We start from the raw sequence: 16,295 nt of genomic DNA on the forward strand, positions 1-16,295 counted from the left end.
ATGTCAGACTACTGACATGGGGCAAATCCACACGGGCGTCGACCTGGACGCTTCACTCGGCTACCTGCTCAAGCAGGCGGCAAGCACGCTGCGATCATCGATGGATGCCGCGCTGCGGCCGCTCGGCCTGACCGTGCCGCAGTACGCATGCCTCGAGTTGCTCGCCCAACGACCCGGGCTCTCGAACTCCGAGCTCGCCCGCGGTGCGTTCGTGACCAGGCAGTCGATGAACGTGCTGCTGCACGGCCTCGAACGCGACGGGTTGGTCTCCCGCCCCGTTGAGCCGCCGACCGGCGGCCGCGCAATGCCGGCGCAGCTGACAAAGCTCGGACGCGAGCGACTCACGGTGGCGAGCTCGGCGGCTCAGGCAGTCGAGGAGCAGATGCACGCCCGGCTCGATGCCGATCAGCAGGAGGCGCTGCGGGCGCTGCTCACCGCCACCATCACGGCGCTGAACGAGAGCCCTGCTCGTCAACCAACTGGGATCGCCGAGGGCTCCGCCGCAGCACCGTGATCGTGGCCACCGCAGCGAGAGCGGCGATTGCAGCGAAGACCAACAGGGTCTCACCGTCGGGGCGAACGACGCTCTGCCCGCGAAGCGCCTGCCAGGTGACGAGCAGCACGACCGCGGTGTAGCTCGCCCCCGCCACCTGCAGCAGCCGCGCGCGGGTCGTCGCGTCCAGGCGCGTCCATCGCCGCAGCGCCCAGGCGAGCAGCGGCAGCACCTGCAGGGCGTGCAGCCCGACGAAGTGGCCCACGCGCAGGTCGCCGTGCTCGAGGCTCCAGCCGGTGATCGGCATTCCGGCGCCGCCGTCCGCCGCTCCGACGGTGTGACCGCCGGAATCGTTCCACCCCTTGTTGAAGATCATCGTGACCGCGGCGAGCATGCCGAGGACGCAGATGCCGATTCCCCAGCGGAGCCCGGCTGCCAGTCCGGCGTCGAGGCCGCGCTGTCGCAGCGCGAGCACGCCGGCGGCGATGGTCGCGATCAGCACGAACGACACGATGCCGCCCATGGCGTACCAGACCGCGGCATCCAGGTCGGTGGATTCGTTGTAGTGGCTCGTCGTGCCGCGGAGGACCTGCAGCTCGACGAGCACGATCTCGGCGACGAGGGCGACCGCGATGACCGTGCTGAGGACGGTCAGCAGCCGAGCGTGGCCCCGAACGTGCGACAGGATCCAGCGCAGCGTCAGCAGGTAGATCGCGATCGAGAACGAGAACTTGGCCGGCTTCATCCAGGCGGGAGCCCCCGTGATCACGGTCGGGTCGACGATGAGGCCGACGACCGCGATCGCGAACGCGACCGCGCTGAGGCCGGCGCCGATCGCGAGCACGGTGCCCGCTGCCGACGTGCGGGAGGAGGAACGGGGAAGCGTGGTGGTGGGGATCGAGGTGGTCATGCCCCGATGCTCCGCTCGCGGCATCCGGCCGTCATCGCACCGTGGAACGCCTCGTTCTCGTACCACGGGACGAGGCGTGAACCCGTCCGATACGGTTTCGTTGAGGCGAGAGCCGAGAGGAGCGACGCATGATGCGGGCTTCAGTCGGGGCGGGTTCACGGGTCACCGACCTCGTCTACGCCGGGATCGCCCTCGTCGCCGCGGTGCTGGCCGTGGTCGGTGCGCAGTTCGACCCCGTGGTCGTGGTGGCGATGCTGGTCGCCTTGCTGCCCTGGGCCCTGCTCGTCTTCGGCGTCGAACTCCCGCAGCTCGCCTTCGTGACGCTCGCGATCGTCCCGGTGGTGCCCGTCATCGCGCTCTCCGAGATCGGGGCGGCGCTCTTCGTCAGCTTCGCCGCCGCCAGCCGGCTCGCCAGCAGGTCCGACGACCGCTGGCTGGTCGGCACGGTCACCGTCGTCGTCATGGCGATCCCGTTCGTGCCGTTCCTGTTCGGAGTCGAATGGGATGTCGGCGCGATCTACTTCGCGTTCGGCGGCGCGTTCAGCGTGCTCGTGGGCGTGCTCCTGCGGCGCGCCACGCGGTTGACCGACGAGCTGCGCGCGGCCGAAGGGGAGCTGGCGGATGCCGCGGCGCGCGAAGAACGGCATCGGATCGCTCGCGACGTGCACGACCTCGTGGCGCATTCGCTGACGGTCGTCGTGCTCCACGTCGGCGGGGCACGTCGTGTGCTGCGCAAGAATCCGGATGCCGCCGAGGCGGCCCTCATCGAGGCCGAACGGGTGTCGCGCGAGAGTCTCGACGCCATTCGCGGGGCCGTCGGGATGCTCCGGGATGACGACGAGTCCGACGCGGCATCCCTGGACCTCGAGCGACTCGTGACGACCTATCGCTCGGCCGGGCTTCCGGTGGAGCTGAAGGTCAGCGGCACCGCCGAACCCCTGTCGCTGCCCCTCCGGATCACGCTCTACCGGGTCGTGCAGGAGGCGCTCGCGAACGCCGCCCGACACAGCGCTCCCGGGGCGTCGGCCACTGTGGAGGTCGGGATCGACGACCACGCCATCGTCGCCCGCGTCTCGAACGAGTTCCCTTCGGGCTCGACGGATGCCGGTCCCGACGGCTACGGACTCGTCGGGCTGCGGGAGCAGACCGCCTCGCTCGGCGGCGAGCTCAGCAGCGGACCCGAGGGCGACTCGTGGGTCGTCGAGTGCCGGCTTCCCGTCGGGGGTGCCTCGTGAGCGCGCCGCTCCGGCTCGTGCTCGTCGACGACCAGGCCATGGTGCGAGCCGGACTCGCGCTCATCCTCGGCGCCGAACCCGACCTCTCGGTGGTCGCCGAATGCGCCGACGGCACGGGCGTGCTGCCGGCGGTTCGCGCTCACCAGCCCGACCTCGTGCTGATGGACGTACGGATGCCGCGGATGGACGGACCCGAGGCCACGCGGCAGCTCCGAGCCGTCTCGGCGTCCCCGCCGGTGCTCGCCCTCACGACGTTCGACGACGACGCCGTGCTCTGGGGAGCGCTGACCGCCGGGGCCGCGGGCTTCGTGCTCAAGGACAGCCCGGCCGAAGATCTGATCGCCGCGGTGCGTGTTGTTGCCGCCGGGGGTGCCTGGCTGGACCCACGGGTGCTTCCCCGGGTGCTGGCGCGCGCGAAGGACCGCGCGCCGGCATCTCCGGCGGCGAGCCGTGCGCTCGAGCAGCTGACCCCGCGCGAGCTCGAGGTGCTGCGTCGAATCTGCCGCGGGGCGAACAACCGCGAGATCGCGGCGCAGCTGCACGTGGGGGAGCGCACCGTGAAGTCGCACGTCTCGGCGATCTTCATGAAGCTCGGCGCGCGCGACCGGGCTGCGGCGATCGTCGCGGCGTTCGATGCGGGGTTGCGTCCGTAGCGGCGATCCGATCGGATGCCGCGGAGCGCTCGCATTCGTTTATGAGTCCGCTCGCCGTGAGCGGCGCTGCGGGCTGAAACTGTGTCGTGTCCTTGGCTTGGGGTCCGCTCCATGGCGAGTCGCGAACGGCGAACTTATGATGGAGCATGGCCGGGCTCTGGGTCAGGCGCCGACGCGGCGCGCAGGAACTCGACGTCCACGACGCCGACGTGGCGAAGCGGGCCGGATCGGCCCTGGTCGCCGCCGATGAGCGGATCCGCCGCGCCGCCGAGGAGCTCGAATTCGCCGAGGCCGAGCTCGGATCCGACGCGACCGAGGGGTTGCGGCAGGCGCTCGTCACGGCGCGACGACTCCTCAGCGAGGCGTTTCGAGCGAACCGGGCCAACCACGAACCGGACCCCGGCACCCTCGACGAAGTACGGGCCCGCAACGCTCGCATCGTGGAGCTGTGCGAACAGGTCGAGCTCATGCTCGACGACCACCTTTCAATGCTCGCCGAACGGGCCGCACGCGCCCGGGGCGCTCCCGGCGTCATCGTCGGTGTGCGAGCCGACATCGAGCGCCTGCGCTCGCGTCTCCCGCAGGCCCGCGAGACCATCGAGCAGCTGGCCGTGCGCTATGCGCGAGCGGCGCTCGTCACAGTGGACGGCAACCCTGCGGAGGCGGAGCACCTGCTCGGATTCGCCGAGCACAGCATCGGCGTGGCCGAGCGACGGCGTGACGCTGGGCACCGCGCACAGTCGATCGTCGCGCTCGAGGCATCCGTCGACTCGGTGCGCCGTGCCGCGGCCTTGCTCGATGCGGTGGGGGCCTTCGAGGTCGAGGCCCTGCGAGCGGAGTCCGAGCTGGCGGCCACGGTTGAGGAATCCCGCCGGGCCCTCACGGCCGCACTCGAGGAGCCCCAGCCCGCCAGTGTTGCGGGGGCGATCGTCGGACTGCAGGCGGCGCTCGCGAGCCTTCCGTCGGCTGGTGTCAACACCGACCCGTTCGCCCACCTGACTCAACTGCGCGAGGCGAACGCGAGGCTGGATGCCGCGATCGCGGCTGCCCGCGAGCACACCGCGCGTCCGATCGTACTCGTGGACCACGTGCGCCGCGCGATCACGCACGCCGACCGGGAGCTCGATGTCGCTCGCGATGCCATCGCTGGTCACCCGGGCCGGATCGGCGCCGAGGCACTCACGCGACTGGCCGAGTCCGAGCGCCTTCGGACCGATCTCGGCCACTACCTGAGCGGCACCGGGGCGACGATCTCGATGATGGACCTGGATCGCCGGGCGCAGGTGATCACGCTGGCCGAGCGTGTCGCGAGTCTCGCGAGCGAATCCCTGATCCTGGCGCGGCGCGACCTCGACGCGTTCCGATCGCGCGGTCCGAAACAGCGGGCCGGCGTCGAGGCTCAAGCCAGTTCGACGCCGTAGCGGCGAGAACTCAGCCGTCCGACGTGCACCGGATGCTGCGTCCGGCGCGCTCCGCCCGGAAGGTGCTTGGGCGGGAGTACGCTCACGCGCAGCGGTCTGCGCGAAGTGCGTCGCCGGCGGAAGCGGCCCGAGCCGCAACGAGAAGGAGGCGGAGATGATGGTCCCCGAGATCAACTACTGGGCGGTGCTGCTGGCGACGGCGTCGAGCATGCTCGTCGGCTCGGTCTGGTACGCGCGCGGCATCTTCGGAACGCGCTGGGCGAAGCTCGCGAACGTCGACATGGATCGCCCGGGCGCAAGCGCAGTCACGCCGATCATCGTGACGGTGCTCGTGAGCTTCGTGACGGCCTGGGTGCTCGCGGGCGCCTCGACGATCGCCTGGCACTTCTACGGTGGCAGCTACCTCTTCTCGGCGGTGCTCACGGCGCTGATCCTCTGGGCGGGCTTCACGGCCGCGAGGTTCATCACCCATGACGCCTTCGAGGGTCGCCCGTGGGCGCTCACCGGGCTCAACATCGCGCACGAGCTCGTGACGGTGATCATCATGGGGCTCATCATCGGGGTGTGGCCGCCGGCCGGCACCGTCTGAGACGCGCTCACCCGGCGACGTCGCGATCGGGCCAGATCGCCACGTCGACCTTGTTGCCTGCGGGGTCGGCGAGGGTCCACCACTCCTCGTCGTTCGAGGCGACGATCCGTCCACCCGCCGCGAGCGCGGCATCGACGCGCGCCCGCCCGACGGCGCGGGGCACCGAGACGTCGATATGGAACGCGTGCCGCAACGGCTTGTCGGCGGGGAGCTCCTGGAACCACAGGCCCATCCCGCGGCCCTGCCGGTCGACCAGGTCCTCGGCTCCGAGCTCGGCGTACCCGAACAATTCGCGCCAGAACGGGCGCACGTCGTCGTCGGGCTTGGACGCGATCGCCATCTGGATCGTCTGCACGTGCGAGGGGTCGGATTCGGTGCCGAAGTGGCGCGCGACCGCGGAGATGCGCCGCGCGAGGTCGAGGTCGGCCTCGACGAGCTCGATGGGGTTCAGGGCGAGCCGAACGGCCAGGCCTTCGGCGCGGAGGTCGAGGTGCAGTCGATCCGTGCCGTCCAGCTCGGCGAGCCGGGCGGCGAGCTCGGCACTGCGGGCGAGCGACCCGGTGCCGAACCATGCGGTCGGCCCCCAGAAGAGCATCGGCCAGTCGACCAGGTCGGATGCCTCGCGAAACGCCTCGAACATGGCCTCGCCCTGCTCGAGTTCGGCGAGGCCGGCAACGGCGGAAGGGCCGCTCGGCTTCGCTGCTGACTCGGGCACCGGCCGGCCGAGTGCGAGGGCGCCGGGGTCGATGCTGTCAGCCCCGAGCCGGAGCGCCTCGTCCTCCGGCATCGGCAGGTCGGGCCAGGCGACGAGGTCGACCTTGTTCCCCGCCGCATCCGCGCACGTCCAGTACCTCACCGCGGCGACATCGGAGGCGACGCGCCCACCCGCGGCGATCGCGGCGTCGAGCCGTCGACCCGCGATCTCCCGAGGCACGGCCAGGTCGAGGTGCATCGCGTGCTGCAACGGCTTCTCGGGATCGAGTTGCTGCAACCAGACCGAGGGTCCGCGACCACGAGGGTCGATGAGATCGTCGCTCTCGTGATCGGCATACCCGAGCACGGCTCGCCAGAACGGCCGCACGTCCTCGATGGGCAGCTGGGTCGCGATCGCGATCTGCACGTCCTGGGTGAGATCGGGGCGCGGGGTGAGTCCGCGCTCGTGCGCAACAGCGGAAACCACTCGGGCTCGATCCGCCACGCCGTCGTCCGTGAGGTCCTGGATGTCGGCGTGCAGGCGCACTGTCACGCCGCTCGGCTGCACGTCGATGAGCGGCGGATGGTCCGCGAGTTCGTCGAGCGCCGTGATGGCGGTGGCGAACGCGACGCCGGCATGCACCGACGCAGCCGCGAAGTGCGCGATCGGCCCGCAGTACAGCATCCTCCAGTCCTCGACCCCCGTCGCAGCAAGGAATGCCAGCCGATGCTCCGCGCCCATTGGGGCTCCCTTCCCGACGTGATGACGATAGCGAAACGCCCGCGAGCTTGCGCGACCGCGACCGCGGCCTGAGCCGGATGCCGAGAGATCACGGTCACGGCGACGGCGGTGTGGTCGGACGCGCGCGTCAGACAGCGGACGTGAGCAGGCGCTGCGCACGTTCCAAGAGATCATCCATGCTGCCCTTGGCGGCAATCGCAACGGCTTGCCGGGCTACCGCCTCTGCGCGATCGGCGTCTCCGAAGTTCAGCGCGGCCTGGGCTTCGGCAAGGAATGCATCCACCTCCGCCCAGGTGTACGAATCCGTCACCCGTCGATAGATGGTGCCCGCGTTCTTCATCCAATCCAAGGCGATTTCGTAGTGCCCCTCGGCCACGTGCGTGAGGCCGATGGATTTCGCCGCGAGCCCTTCCCAGCAGGGGTCCTGAACCTGTCGTGCCAGAGCGAATGTCTCCTCTGCAGCCTCGCGCACTACGCTCGGGTCGTCCCCTCTGGCAAGGCGGACATGGGCGAGCCAGGCTTCGGGCCACGGCCGGAATGCCGTCCAACGTTCGGCATCGGCCAACGCGCACGAGCGGTGGGCCCACTCCGCAGCTTCGTCCAGCCGCCCCAGAAGGTAGAAGGTGCGTGCTCCGATACCCAGATTCCATGCTTCGCGGCGAACGGCGCCGGCCGTTCGGCTCAACTCCACGGCCGTACGGAACCGTTCCACGCTCGCGTCGAGCCGACCCCAGTCGGTGAGGTTCATGGCTTCGATTCCTGCCAGGGCGGCGATCAGGGGCGGGTCATCGGCCGACAAGCCGCTCGCCTTCTCGAGATACTGCGCTGCGCTTGCTCGTCGTCCCGCCAGCACGTCGACATATGCCAACTCGGAGAGGGCCCGGGCCGCGATCTGTTCCGCTCCAGCTTCGAGTGCCAGGTCGACAGCGCTCGCGAGAATGACCGCTCCTTCGTCGTCGTAACCGCGAACCGAGTGCACGAGAGCCGTCCCGAGTTCCATCAGGCACCGCCCGAGCAGTTCCTTGTCGCCGGATGCCTCGGCAGACGCCGAGGCGCCGCGCAGGCACTCGATGCCCGCGTCGGCCGCGCCCGCCGAAAGCGCCGCGAGCCCCGCGTCGCACAGTGACACCGACGTGGCCCGCGCAGGGATCCCCGGTATCGGCGCCGCGACGGTGGGTCGTGCCGCAGCGCGGATCGCTGGTGTCGCCGTGACACCGAGCTCGATAGCGAACATCGCTTCACTGGCGTCGGCCTGGCGGATCGCCGCGTCCACGTCGCCTGACGAGGCGAGGGCCTTGACCAGCAGAACGTGTGCGCCTTCCTCGTATGGCGCTTGCCGCAGCATTGCACCGGCAAGCGCGACGGCCCGGTCGAACTGGCGGCCCGACAGGGCGCGGAGCGCTGCCTGCCGCAGCGCAGACAGCACCTCGCCATCAACCCGCTGGCGCTCGATCAGGAGCCATGACACGAAGCCGGGCGATCCCTTGACCTCGATGCCCTGCAGGAAGTGTCCTTCGACGATGTCGTCGGTGACCACGCCCGCCGCAACGTCGAGTACGTCAGCGGTCGCCTCTTCGCCGAGCGCCAACGAGACCGGGTTGCCCCCCAACGTATCGATCAGACCGGTTCGCCGACGCAACTCCGCCAGCGACCACCGAAGTGCTCCCATTGGATCGTCAGCTTCGCTGAACAATTCGTCGACGAGAACCTGGCGGGACACCGCCTCCGACGATCGGATCAGTCTGCCCAGGACGGCCCACGTCTTGTGCCCTCTCGGACCCGGAATCGGCTGGCCGTCGCGTTCGAGTAATGGTTGCCCGATCAATCGGATGTGCAACACAACGACAGCCTAACCGCGATCATGCCGCGAGCTCGTGAACGGAGGCGCCGCCGGCCAGTTGCTCCGCAAGTCGTACTTGCGATGTCGTCGGTAGGTCCCTGAGCAACACCCCATGCACGATGCCGAACGCCCGAAGGCGCGTAATCTCCGAGCCGCTCCAGTCGGTGAGTGCCGCTGCCGCCCCGGGACACAGGGCCCGAGCGGCAGCCCCCATCACCTGCAGGGCCGATGACTCGACGTGCGTCCCATCGGCAACGATGCGATCGGCCGTGCGATCGAGAATGTCCTTCAGTTCCATGGTCGTACTCCTGCTCGTATCGATGAACAGGAGCGTGAATCGTCGACGTGTGACGAGGCGTGTGCCCGTTCGACCCATCGGGCACCGAGGTCGTCACACGCTCGGTCACTCACCGGCTCCGTACCGTGCTCGTTGTCGCAGAAGGATCTGCGAGCCACGATTGAGAAGGAGCAAGACATGGCACTGTTCATGGATGTGCACACGCTTGGCGGCCCGGTTGGCATCATCGATGCCGAGCAGGCGCACGCAGCCGACCTGAAGACCCAGGGACGCTACGACGTCAACTACCTGCGGTACTGGGTCGACCCCGACCAGGGCAAGATCTTCTGCCTGGTGGAGGCGCCGGACGCGGCAGCGGCCGCAACAGTGCATCGCGAAGCGCACGGACTGGTGGCCGACCAGATCTTCGAAGTGAGCGAGGGCGCATGACGCCGGTGGGGAGCCGCACGAGTCGCGCTGCTCCCCACCAGCGCAGGAACCAGTCACATCGTCAAGGAGAGGAAAGCATGAAAGCCGCGGTGCACCGCCGTCTCGGCGGCCGGGAGGTCCTTCAAATCGGTGAATCAGCTCGCCCGGGTCTCAAGACGGACGAGATCCTCATCGCGGTTCACGCGACAACGCTCCGCACCGCCGACCACCGATCAGGGCGCCGGTCGGTGCTCGGAATGGACGTTGCGGGTGTCGTCGAAGCCATCGGACACGACGTCGACGGGTTCGAACCGGGCAACGAGGTGGTCGCAATGTCGGGTAGCAGGCCCGGCCGGCACGCCGACTACGTCATCGTCAAGGCCACCGAGGCTGTCGCCCGCATGCCCCGGAACCTGGGTTTCGACGAAGCGGCGAGCATTGTATTCGGGGGCATCACCGCTCAGGCCTATCTCAACCAGGTCACCGTGCAGCGTGGCACTACCGTGCTGGTGAACGGCGCGTCTGGCGCCGTCGGCTCCGCCCTGGTGCAAATGGCCCGGGCTGTCGGCGCTCGGGTGACGGGTGTCTGCAGTGCCGCCAACGAACAGATGGTGACCGGCCTCCGCACCAAGCGGACCATCGACTACGCCATCCATGACTTCATCGCAGACGGGTTCACGTATGACGTGATCATCGACTGCGTCGGAAACGCGCCAGTCGACCGTGTCCACGCGAGTGTCAACGCAGGCGGCGCAGTGCTGCTCGTCGCCGTAGGCCTCCGCTCGCTCCTTTCGGCCAAGCGGGACGCTCGACGGTATGGAATCACCGTGGTGACCGGGCCCGGCCCGTACCGCGCCGAGGACCTGAAGTACGTGATGTTCCTCGCCGAGGAGGGGGATCTCCGTCCCGTCGTCGACCGCACATTCCCGGTCGAGGACACCCCCGCAGCCCACCGATACGTCGACTTGGGCCGCGAACGGGGAAGCGTCGTCATCCACGTGGCCGAATCGGCTCACCCCGTGACGCAGCACCATGCGTCATGGACATGACTTGTCGCTCGCAATCAACGGGGGTCGCGCGCCGGCTTCGCCGCAGCACCGCGACGGTGGCCCATGGCTGCGAGTACCGCATCACAACCGCCATCCCTCTTGCACCGGGTGTTCTGGTGCTCTTCGACGGCAGCGTGCCCGTACTCGTCGGCGAGGGTACCGACAAGCGCGGTCTACGCGGTCGCATCCAAGAGCACCGAGCCACACGGCCGGACTTCAGTTCGAGCACCCTCCGGGCGAGCGTCGCGGTGGACGTCCTCCGGGTCAGCCGCTGGACCGCGCGCCGGCGACCGAGCGTGCCTCCGGCCGACATGGTCGAGCAGGTGAACGAGGCGGTCGCGGACTTGGAGTGATGTGGATCGTGTGCGCAACGCAGGAAGAGGCACGCGAGCTGAAGCAACAGCTGGACGGTGTACAAGCCCGAGTACAACGGTTAGGCCCCGTAAAGGGGTGTGACCGATCGTCCGGAGATCGCAGAGAGGAATCCCTCCGCGATCGCGTGCGGCTGAGCAGCGAGGTCGACTGTCGCGAATCGGATGCGGTGGCCCTGGATCTCGACTTCCTCATCGACATGTTCGCCGACGCTGGGATGCAGCATGAGTCCCTCCGGCCTGTGGGATTGATCGGGATCGCTCTGCGACATCAGGTACGCATAGATCTGGTAGACGTACCCGCTCTTGAGAGTCTGCTGGCCGAAATGGCCGGCCTTGGTGATGGAGGTGAACTTCGTGTCGATGACGATGCGGCGCGAAGGATGCTCGGCGCTGGTTGGCGCCTCCAAGGCGATGTCGATTTGCATGCGTGGCAGAAGTGCCTTGATACCAGGCGACGCGTTCGATGTCTGCCAGTTCAGGTATTGCCCGTGTGAGACTCTCCAGCCGGCAGGTTCCAGTCGATGCCGGTAGAAGCCCCAGGTTGCGTGCTCGAACAGCTTGCGCAAGTAGATGTCCTCGAGCGATGGCAGCGGAAGTGGCTTGGTGCCCGCCTCTGTCGTTGGGATGGCAAGCGTCAAGAGCAGCTCGGCGGCGGCGATCATGAGCTGGTCGCGGATAAGGAGCCTCTGACGGCGCATGGAAGACACTGTTGACAGTGGCGGGCATGGCCCGAGCACGCCAGCGGCTGCAAGCTGTAACGCGAGCGACCGATAGCGCGGTTCTCCGGGGATTATTCGTGTTGCGCGTTCAAGCGCGGCTCGCGCGAGGCGATTCACCGGCACGTCGCTCACGATCTCATCGAATGTGCAACTTACCTTCCCGCGCTGCAGCAATTGCCGTCGCTCGGTCGGGAGAACGTTGATGCGACCTCGAACCCGTGTCACGGGCCGCGTCGTGTCGAGAAAGCCGACTGTCAATCCTGTGTGGATGCGGCGACTGACCTCCTCGGCAAGGATCTCGGCAACCAGCTGCGGCAAGTCTTCGGGATTGTCCTCGGCCGACGACAAGCGGGATCCGGCGCGGCGGTACAGCTGCGATGCGAAGAGCTGGAGCAGCCATACATTCCGGATCGGGATCAGCACCATTACGGCCCTAGGAGTTGAGCGATTGCAGCCCTCGCGGTATCGGGCTGATCAAACCAGTACTCCTCGAGTAGCGGACGGATGTCTGTCTCGATGACGCGTTGCCACCACTGCGGGGTGTCGAGGCCCGTTTCTCCGATGCTTAGGTGCGGTGTGAAGAAGCTGTGGCCGACGCAGTACTGGCGTCCAAGTGACCCATCATTCGCGATCGTCTCGTTGAGCGCGTTAAGCCGCTTGCCGTACACCTCTAGTAGCTTCAGGTCGTAACCCAATCCGCTGACGTGTTGCACCCAGTCCTCGTCGAATGCGGGCTTGAGCTCGATGAACGAGAACCGCCTCCGTAGCGCCATGTCAACGATCGCGAGCGAGCGATCCGCTACGTTCATGGTGCCCAGTAAGTGCACGTTCGGTGGGACGAAGAAGCGTTCACCGTTGCGTGGGTATGCCAGCCGGATCGCGTACTCGGGAGAACGGTAGTCCGCTTCTATGAGTGTTAAGAGTTCACCGAGGATCTGGGCTGGATTGCCACGGTTGACCTCCTCAATGACCAGCACATAGGGGTCTTCAGGGTGAGCTGCCGCTTCGGTGCATATCGTGAGGAATGGGCCATCGGTCAATTCCAGCGCGGAGCCCGTTGGGCGCCAGCCGCGGACGAAATCCTCGTATGTCAGTGATGGGTGGAACTGAACGACCTGGACCCGGTCGCTTCCGCGCTCGTCACATAACGCCCACCCGAGCCGGCGAGCGAGCCACGTCTTGCCCGTACCTGGTGGCCCCTGCAAGATGACGTTCTTCTTTGCTCGTAGGCGCTCGAGCATCGCCTCAAGTTCGATCGCGGACACGAACCCGCCGTCCTCGCGAATCGAGTCCGTGGTGTAGGACTCGCCCGGCGCCACCTTGGTGGCCGGCGAGATCGGCGTGGAGGGAGGCACAGGGGACGTGTCTGGCGTGGGGGCAAGGCCGTATTGCCAGGCGGCGTTGGAGAACTCCGCAAAGGTGTTGTACGGGGACTCCGGGTCGGCAAGCCAGACGTTCATCGCCTCTGTATTGGCGAGGAACTGCTCTCCGTCTATCCGCGAGCCGAGCGAGAGCGTAGCTGCAAGTGCGGGGAACTCCTCCTTGAGGAACGTCACATTCCGCACGTCGTACGCGGCGAAGGATTTCGGACGTGCCCAGAAGAGTCCCATCGTCAGCTTTACCGTGTTGCCAATTGCGCATGCGTCGAACGCACCCACCAGGCGCTCACGAGTCTCTTCCGTTGCGTCGGCCGCGTATGCCGCACCCGCGCCGCACAGCTCCCACAGTGCGGGGATGATCCGCTCACCGCGCTCGTTCTCATAGCGGACGAACCACGAGGCCATGTTGTTGACGATCGGGATCCCCGGAAAGTGGACAGGGTACGGCGGGGCAACGCCGAACTCAGTTCCAAATGCACGAGCGATATCGGCGCGCGCGTCTTCGAGGATGCCGCGATTGAACGAGCTGAGAACGGTGAAGGGATCAACGTCACGCAGAGGACCAGATGTGCCGTCGACATAACGGTCGGATTGGAGGTACTTGAAGAGCTCCGGCCGGCCCGACGCGCGCGCGAGATTCCAGACCTTCTCGAGCAGTATCGTTCGATCGTCCACATAGCTGAGCAACGCGTCGACAAGTTGCGGGTAGAACGTTGTCCACGTGTAGTCCGGCTTGTCGTTTCGGGCGGGCGAGCTCATGAGGTGCAGGACTTCGGCCTCGGCGGTGCTGATCTTGAACAGCGTGGTGGCGGATCCGAGCTCGTGCTGTGCGGCCTTGGACAGTTCGGTGCGCGGCACGCCGGTTCGCACCCAACTCACCGGGCGCCAATGCTTGTACAACGCGCTCTCAGCGTGGAACTGATATGGACCTGTCACGACGCCGATGTCGAGGGTGCTCTGCCGCCTGTTCGGGCAGACGACGACATCGCCGTCGCGAATCTCGTGGACAAACCGGTAGAGCGTCCCCGCGCTCGACGGGATTTTGGCCTCCTCGAGTTCCGGCATTCGCTGGCCCACTTCGACCTTGAACGCCTCACGCGTCGGAGCGATCCCGGAGAGGTCGCCGATTTCCCAACCGATCCGAACCGCGCCGTCCTGGATCGGGTCGATGGTGGGCTGATCGTTGTGGATCCCCCATGTGGTGGTCATGATTCCTGAGCGTAGTGATCGCTCGTTCCTGAAGGTACTGATTTGCGCCGCCACCAGCCAGTCAGACAGTAGACGCCTGTTGCCCCAATCGCCGAGCAGCAATCATCGCGTCGGCTGCAGAGGGATTCGAGGGCAATGGGAGGGGCGCCCAATTCGGATCGGTGCCAGCATTCGCCCAGCCCACAGCGCGCTCCCAGCGCCGACCCTAGGATCGAAGGCATGGCCGGATTCTGGGGCAAGCGCAAACGCGAAGAAGAGCAGCAACTCCAGGCGCAGGACGCCGACCTGGCGAAGCGCGCCGGAACCGCCCTGGTCGCAGCCGACGAGCGCATCCGCGTGACCACCGACGAGCTCGCCTTCGCCGAGGCCGAGCTCGGCCCCGACGCCACCGCCGAGCTTCGTGAGGGGCTTACTGCGGTGCGTACTCACCTGGGCGAGGCCTTCCGGCTGAACCAGCTCAACCATGACGAGATCCCCGACACCCCCGAAGAGCTGCGCACCCGCAACGCCCGCATCGTGCAGCTGTGCGACTGGGCCGAAGACGTGCTCGACGAGCGCACCTCCGCCCTCGCCGAGAAGATCGCCCGCGCACGGCGCGCCCCCGAGATCATCGCCGGCGTGCGAGGGGATGTCGCACTCCTGCGCGCCCGCATCCCGCAGGCTCGCGACACCGTCGAACGCCTCGCCGCCCGCTACGCGCCCGAGGCGCTCGCCCAGGTGCAATCCAACCCTGCGGAGGCCGAGCAGCTGCTCGGATTCGCCGAGCACAGCGCCGGTGTCGCCGAACGGCGGCGGGAGGCCGGGCAGCGCGAGCAGGCGAACCTCGCGCTCGAGGCATCCGCTGAGTCGGTCCGCCGAGCGGCGGCCCTGCTCGATGCGGTCGAGAACTTCGAGGTCGAGGCGCTGAGGGCCGAGTCCACGCTGGCGGCGATCGTCGAGGACTCCCGCGGCGACATCGTCGTCGCGCTCAAGGAGCCGCACTCGCCCGGCGTCGAGAAGGCGGTCGCCGAACTGCAGTCGGCCCTGGCCTCGCTACCACCGGCTGGCGTGAACACCGACCCGTTCACCCACCTCGACCGGTTGCGTGAGGCGAACTCGGGGCTGGATGCCGCGATCGCCGCGGCCCGCGAGCGGGCGGCGCGTCCGATCCCGCCGCTCGAGCACGTGCGCCACGCCATCGACGACGCCGACCGGCAGCTCGCTGTCGCCCGTGACGTCATCGCCGGCCACCGTGGCTGGATCGGCGCCGACGCCCGCACCCGGCTGGCCGAGTCCGAGCGCATCCGGATCGACCTCGATCACTTCCTCGGCCGCTCGGCGGCGACGGCCACCGTGATCGACGAGGACCACCGCGAGCAGGCCATGGCGATGGCCCGCCGCGTCGCGTATCTCGCCGCCGAAGCCCTGCACCTCGCCCGACGCGACATCGACTCGTCGCGGCCGCAGGATCCCTGGGGCGGCGGCCCGGGCTGGGGCGGCGGCCGTCGCGGGGGCGGAGGCGACATGATGGGCGGCATCCTCGGCGGCCTCGTGATCGGGAGTGTGCTCGACGGCATCTTCGACTAGACCCGTGACGGCTACAGCCGCGAACTTGGTATGGAGCAGGGCCGGGTTCCCGGTCAGGGCCGACGTGATGCCCCCGAACTCGAGGTCCGCGACGCCGACTGGGCGAAGCGCGCTGGATGGGCGCTGATCTCCGTCGACGAGCGCATCCGCCTAACGGGGCCGGCCAATGTCGTCCTGGTTCAGGCGCCCTACCTCGACCGCCGGTTGCCACCGGAGTACAGTGAGATATCCTCGCAGAAGGGTACTCGTGTGATGATGGCGGACCTCGTCAATGCGTTCGCGACGATCGCCTTCGTGGGTGTGCTGGTGGGTTGCACACTCGCCGGCTCGACTTCATTTGGACTGCAGCAACGTGCTGGTTTGCTCGAACGCCGAGATCCGTCTATGGCCGAGGCGCTGCGGCGCGCCGATGCAATGAGCGACCTAGCCCCTTGCGGCGGCTTCGCCGGCATCGAGACGATGTCGCCGGTGTGCACGCCGAGCCGCCGTAGCTGGATCGACGGTGCGCGGATCCGTGCGGCCGACTCCGACCTGCGTGTGGAGCCGCTCGAGGAGTCGCTGCCAACCATGCCGGCGACGGTGGTTGCGCTCGCGAAGGGCAGACACGTCATCGCGAAGGGCGGGCACGTCATCGCGACGCCCCGCCGTCGGCAGTCGCCGACCGAGCCCACCGACCCCGCAGCACTTCAGGCTGAGCCCGCTCAGCGAGCGCTATAG

General features: G+C 68.0%; 15 protein-coding genes. 9 read left to right on the top strand and 6 right to left on the bottom strand.

Annotated features, from left to right (window positions below):
• Positions 1–16: 16 nt before the first annotated feature.
• The gene (locus tag ACFVN5_RS04540) at positions 17–514 is read left to right on the top strand and encodes a MarR family winged helix-turn-helix transcriptional regulator (protein WP_376953529.1); all 498 of its coding nucleotides are present in this window, start codon (positions 17–19) and stop codon (positions 512–514) included.
• On the opposite strand, the gene ACFVN5_RS04545 is transcribed toward ACFVN5_RS04540, so the two are convergent.
• Positions 444–1,403: a hypothetical protein gene (locus ACFVN5_RS04545; protein WP_376953531.1), complete on the bottom strand. Its 960-nt coding sequence runs from the start codon at positions 1,401–1,403 to the stop codon at positions 444–446. The two genes, ACFVN5_RS04540 and ACFVN5_RS04545, sit on opposite strands and share 71 nt — an antisense overlap.
• 128 nt (positions 1,404–1,531) lie before the next feature.
• On the opposite strand from ACFVN5_RS04545, the gene ACFVN5_RS04550 reads away from it, so the two are divergent.
• From ACFVN5_RS04550 to ACFVN5_RS04565, 4 genes are all read left to right on the top strand, one after another.
• Positions 1,532–2,638: a sensor histidine kinase gene (locus ACFVN5_RS04550; protein ID WP_376953533.1), complete on the top strand. Its 1,107-nt coding sequence runs from the start codon at positions 1,532–1,534 to the stop codon at positions 2,636–2,638.
• The gene (locus tag ACFVN5_RS04555; RefSeq protein ID WP_376953535.1) at positions 2,635–3,291 is read left to right on the top strand and encodes a response regulator; all 657 of its coding nucleotides are present in this window, start codon (positions 2,635–2,637) and stop codon (positions 3,289–3,291) included. Before ACFVN5_RS04550 ends, ACFVN5_RS04555 begins: the two co-directional genes overlap by 4 nt.
• A 146-nt stretch (positions 3,292–3,437) precedes the next feature.
• Positions 3,438–4,712: a hypothetical protein gene (locus ACFVN5_RS04560; RefSeq protein ID WP_376953537.1), complete on the top strand. Its 1,275-nt coding sequence runs from the start codon at positions 3,438–3,440 to the stop codon at positions 4,710–4,712.
• A gap of 157 nt (positions 4,713–4,869) precedes the next feature.
• Positions 4,870–5,301, top strand: coding sequence for a DUF1761 domain-containing protein (locus ACFVN5_RS04565; protein ID WP_376954313.1), 432 nt, complete (start codon positions 4,870–4,872; stop codon positions 5,299–5,301).
• 7 nt (positions 5,302–5,308) lie between these two features.
• On the opposite strand, the gene ACFVN5_RS04570 is transcribed toward ACFVN5_RS04565, so the two are convergent.
• The 3 genes from ACFVN5_RS04570 to ACFVN5_RS04580 all read right to left on the bottom strand — a co-directional run bounded on the left by ACFVN5_RS04570 (position 5,309) and on the right by ACFVN5_RS04580 (position 8,874).
• Complete coding sequence (locus ACFVN5_RS04570; protein WP_376953540.1) at positions 5,309–6,679, bottom strand: VOC family protein; 1,371 nt, start codon at positions 6,677–6,679, stop codon at positions 5,309–5,311.
• 184 nt (positions 6,680–6,863) lie between these two features.
• Entirely contained in the window at positions 6,864–8,576 is a 1,713-nt protein-coding gene (locus ACFVN5_RS04575) for a BTAD domain-containing putative transcriptional regulator (protein ID WP_376953542.1), read from the bottom strand.
• Positions 8,577–8,595: 19 nt separating this feature from the next.
• Positions 8,596–8,874, bottom strand: a complete 279-nt coding sequence (locus ACFVN5_RS04580) for a hypothetical protein (protein ID WP_376953545.1) — start codon at positions 8,872–8,874, stop codon at positions 8,596–8,598.
• Between the two features lie 177 nt (positions 8,875–9,051).
• Between ACFVN5_RS04580 and ACFVN5_RS04585 the strand changes: the two genes are divergently transcribed.
• A complete protein-coding gene (locus ACFVN5_RS04585; protein ID WP_376953547.1) occupies positions 9,052–9,303 on the top strand; it encodes a DUF4242 domain-containing protein in 252 nt (83 codons plus the stop codon).
• A 77-nt stretch (positions 9,304–9,380) separates the two neighbouring features.
• A complete protein-coding gene (locus ACFVN5_RS04590) occupies positions 9,381–10,331 on the top strand; it encodes an NAD(P)-dependent alcohol dehydrogenase (RefSeq protein ID WP_376953549.1) in 951 nt (316 codons plus the stop codon).
• A 433-nt stretch (positions 10,332–10,764) separates the two neighbouring features.
• Here ACFVN5_RS04590 and ACFVN5_RS04595 read toward each other — a convergent pair whose 3' ends face one another.
• Both ACFVN5_RS04595 and ACFVN5_RS04600 read right to left on the bottom strand, forming a co-directional pair.
• Positions 10,765–11,850, bottom strand: a complete 1,086-nt coding sequence (locus ACFVN5_RS04595) for a 5-methylcytosine-specific restriction endonuclease system specificity protein McrC (RefSeq protein WP_376953551.1) — start codon at positions 11,848–11,850, stop codon at positions 10,765–10,767.
• Entirely contained in the window at positions 11,850–14,012 is a 2,163-nt protein-coding gene (locus tag ACFVN5_RS04600) for an AAA family ATPase (protein WP_376953554.1), read from the bottom strand. The genes ACFVN5_RS04595 and ACFVN5_RS04600 overlap by 1 nt, the downstream gene beginning before the upstream one ends.
• A gap of 219 nt (positions 14,013–14,231) precedes the next feature.
• Here ACFVN5_RS04600 and ACFVN5_RS04605 point away from each other — a divergent pair, with 219 nt between their 5' ends.
• Together ACFVN5_RS04605 and ACFVN5_RS04610 are read left to right on the top strand one after the other, a co-directional pair.
• Positions 14,232–15,578, top strand: coding sequence for a hypothetical protein (locus ACFVN5_RS04605; protein WP_376953556.1), 1,347 nt, complete (start codon positions 14,232–14,234; stop codon positions 15,576–15,578).
• Between the two features lie 30 nt (positions 15,579–15,608).
• A complete protein-coding gene (locus ACFVN5_RS04610; RefSeq protein WP_376953558.1) occupies positions 15,609–16,295 on the top strand; it encodes a hypothetical protein in 687 nt (228 codons plus the stop codon).

This window comes from Agromyces sp. NPDC057865, assembly GCF_042796995.1.
In the GTDB taxonomy this organism is placed as follows: domain Bacteria; phylum Actinomycetota; class Actinomycetes; order Actinomycetales; family Microbacteriaceae; genus Agromyces.

Bases quoted from the DNA above. Each gene is read 5' to 3' on its own strand.
- ACFVN5_RS04540 (WP_376953529.1), top strand. From the start codon at position 17: ATGGGGCAAATCCACACGGGCGTCGACCTGGACGCTTCACTCGGCTAC.
- ACFVN5_RS04545 (WP_376953531.1), bottom strand. From the start codon at position 1,403: ATGACCACCTCGATCCCCACCACCACGCTTCCCCGTTCCTCCTCCCGC.
- ACFVN5_RS04550 (WP_376953533.1), top strand. From the start codon at position 1,532: ATGATGCGGGCTTCAGTCGGGGCGGGTTCACGGGTCACCGACCTCGTC.
- ACFVN5_RS04560 (WP_376953537.1), top strand. From the start codon at position 3,438: ATGGCCGGGCTCTGGGTCAGGCGCCGACGCGGCGCGCAGGAACTCGAC.
- ACFVN5_RS04565 (WP_376954313.1), top strand. From the start codon at position 4,870: ATGGTCCCCGAGATCAACTACTGGGCGGTGCTGCTGGCGACGGCGTCG.
- ACFVN5_RS04570 (WP_376953540.1), bottom strand. From the start codon at position 6,679: ATGCTGTACTGCGGGCCGATCGCGCACTTCGCGGCTGCGTCGGTGCAT.
- ACFVN5_RS04580 (WP_376953545.1), bottom strand. From the start codon at position 8,874: ATGGAACTGAAGGACATTCTCGATCGCACGGCCGATCGCATCGTTGCC.
- ACFVN5_RS04585 (WP_376953547.1), top strand. From the start codon at position 9,052: ATGGCACTGTTCATGGATGTGCACACGCTTGGCGGCCCGGTTGGCATC.
- ACFVN5_RS04590 (WP_376953549.1), top strand. From the start codon at position 9,381: ATGAAAGCCGCGGTGCACCGCCGTCTCGGCGGCCGGGAGGTCCTTCAA.
- ACFVN5_RS04595 (WP_376953551.1), bottom strand. From the start codon at position 11,850: ATGGTGCTGATCCCGATCCGGAATGTATGGCTGCTCCAGCTCTTCGCA.
- ACFVN5_RS04600 (WP_376953554.1), bottom strand. From the start codon at position 14,012: ATGACCACCACATGGGGGATCCACAACGATCAGCCCACCATCGACCCG.
- ACFVN5_RS04605 (WP_376953556.1), top strand. From the start codon at position 14,232: ATGGCCGGATTCTGGGGCAAGCGCAAACGCGAAGAAGAGCAGCAACTC.
- ACFVN5_RS04610 (WP_376953558.1), top strand. From the start codon at position 15,609: ATGGAGCAGGGCCGGGTTCCCGGTCAGGGCCGACGTGATGCCCCCGAA.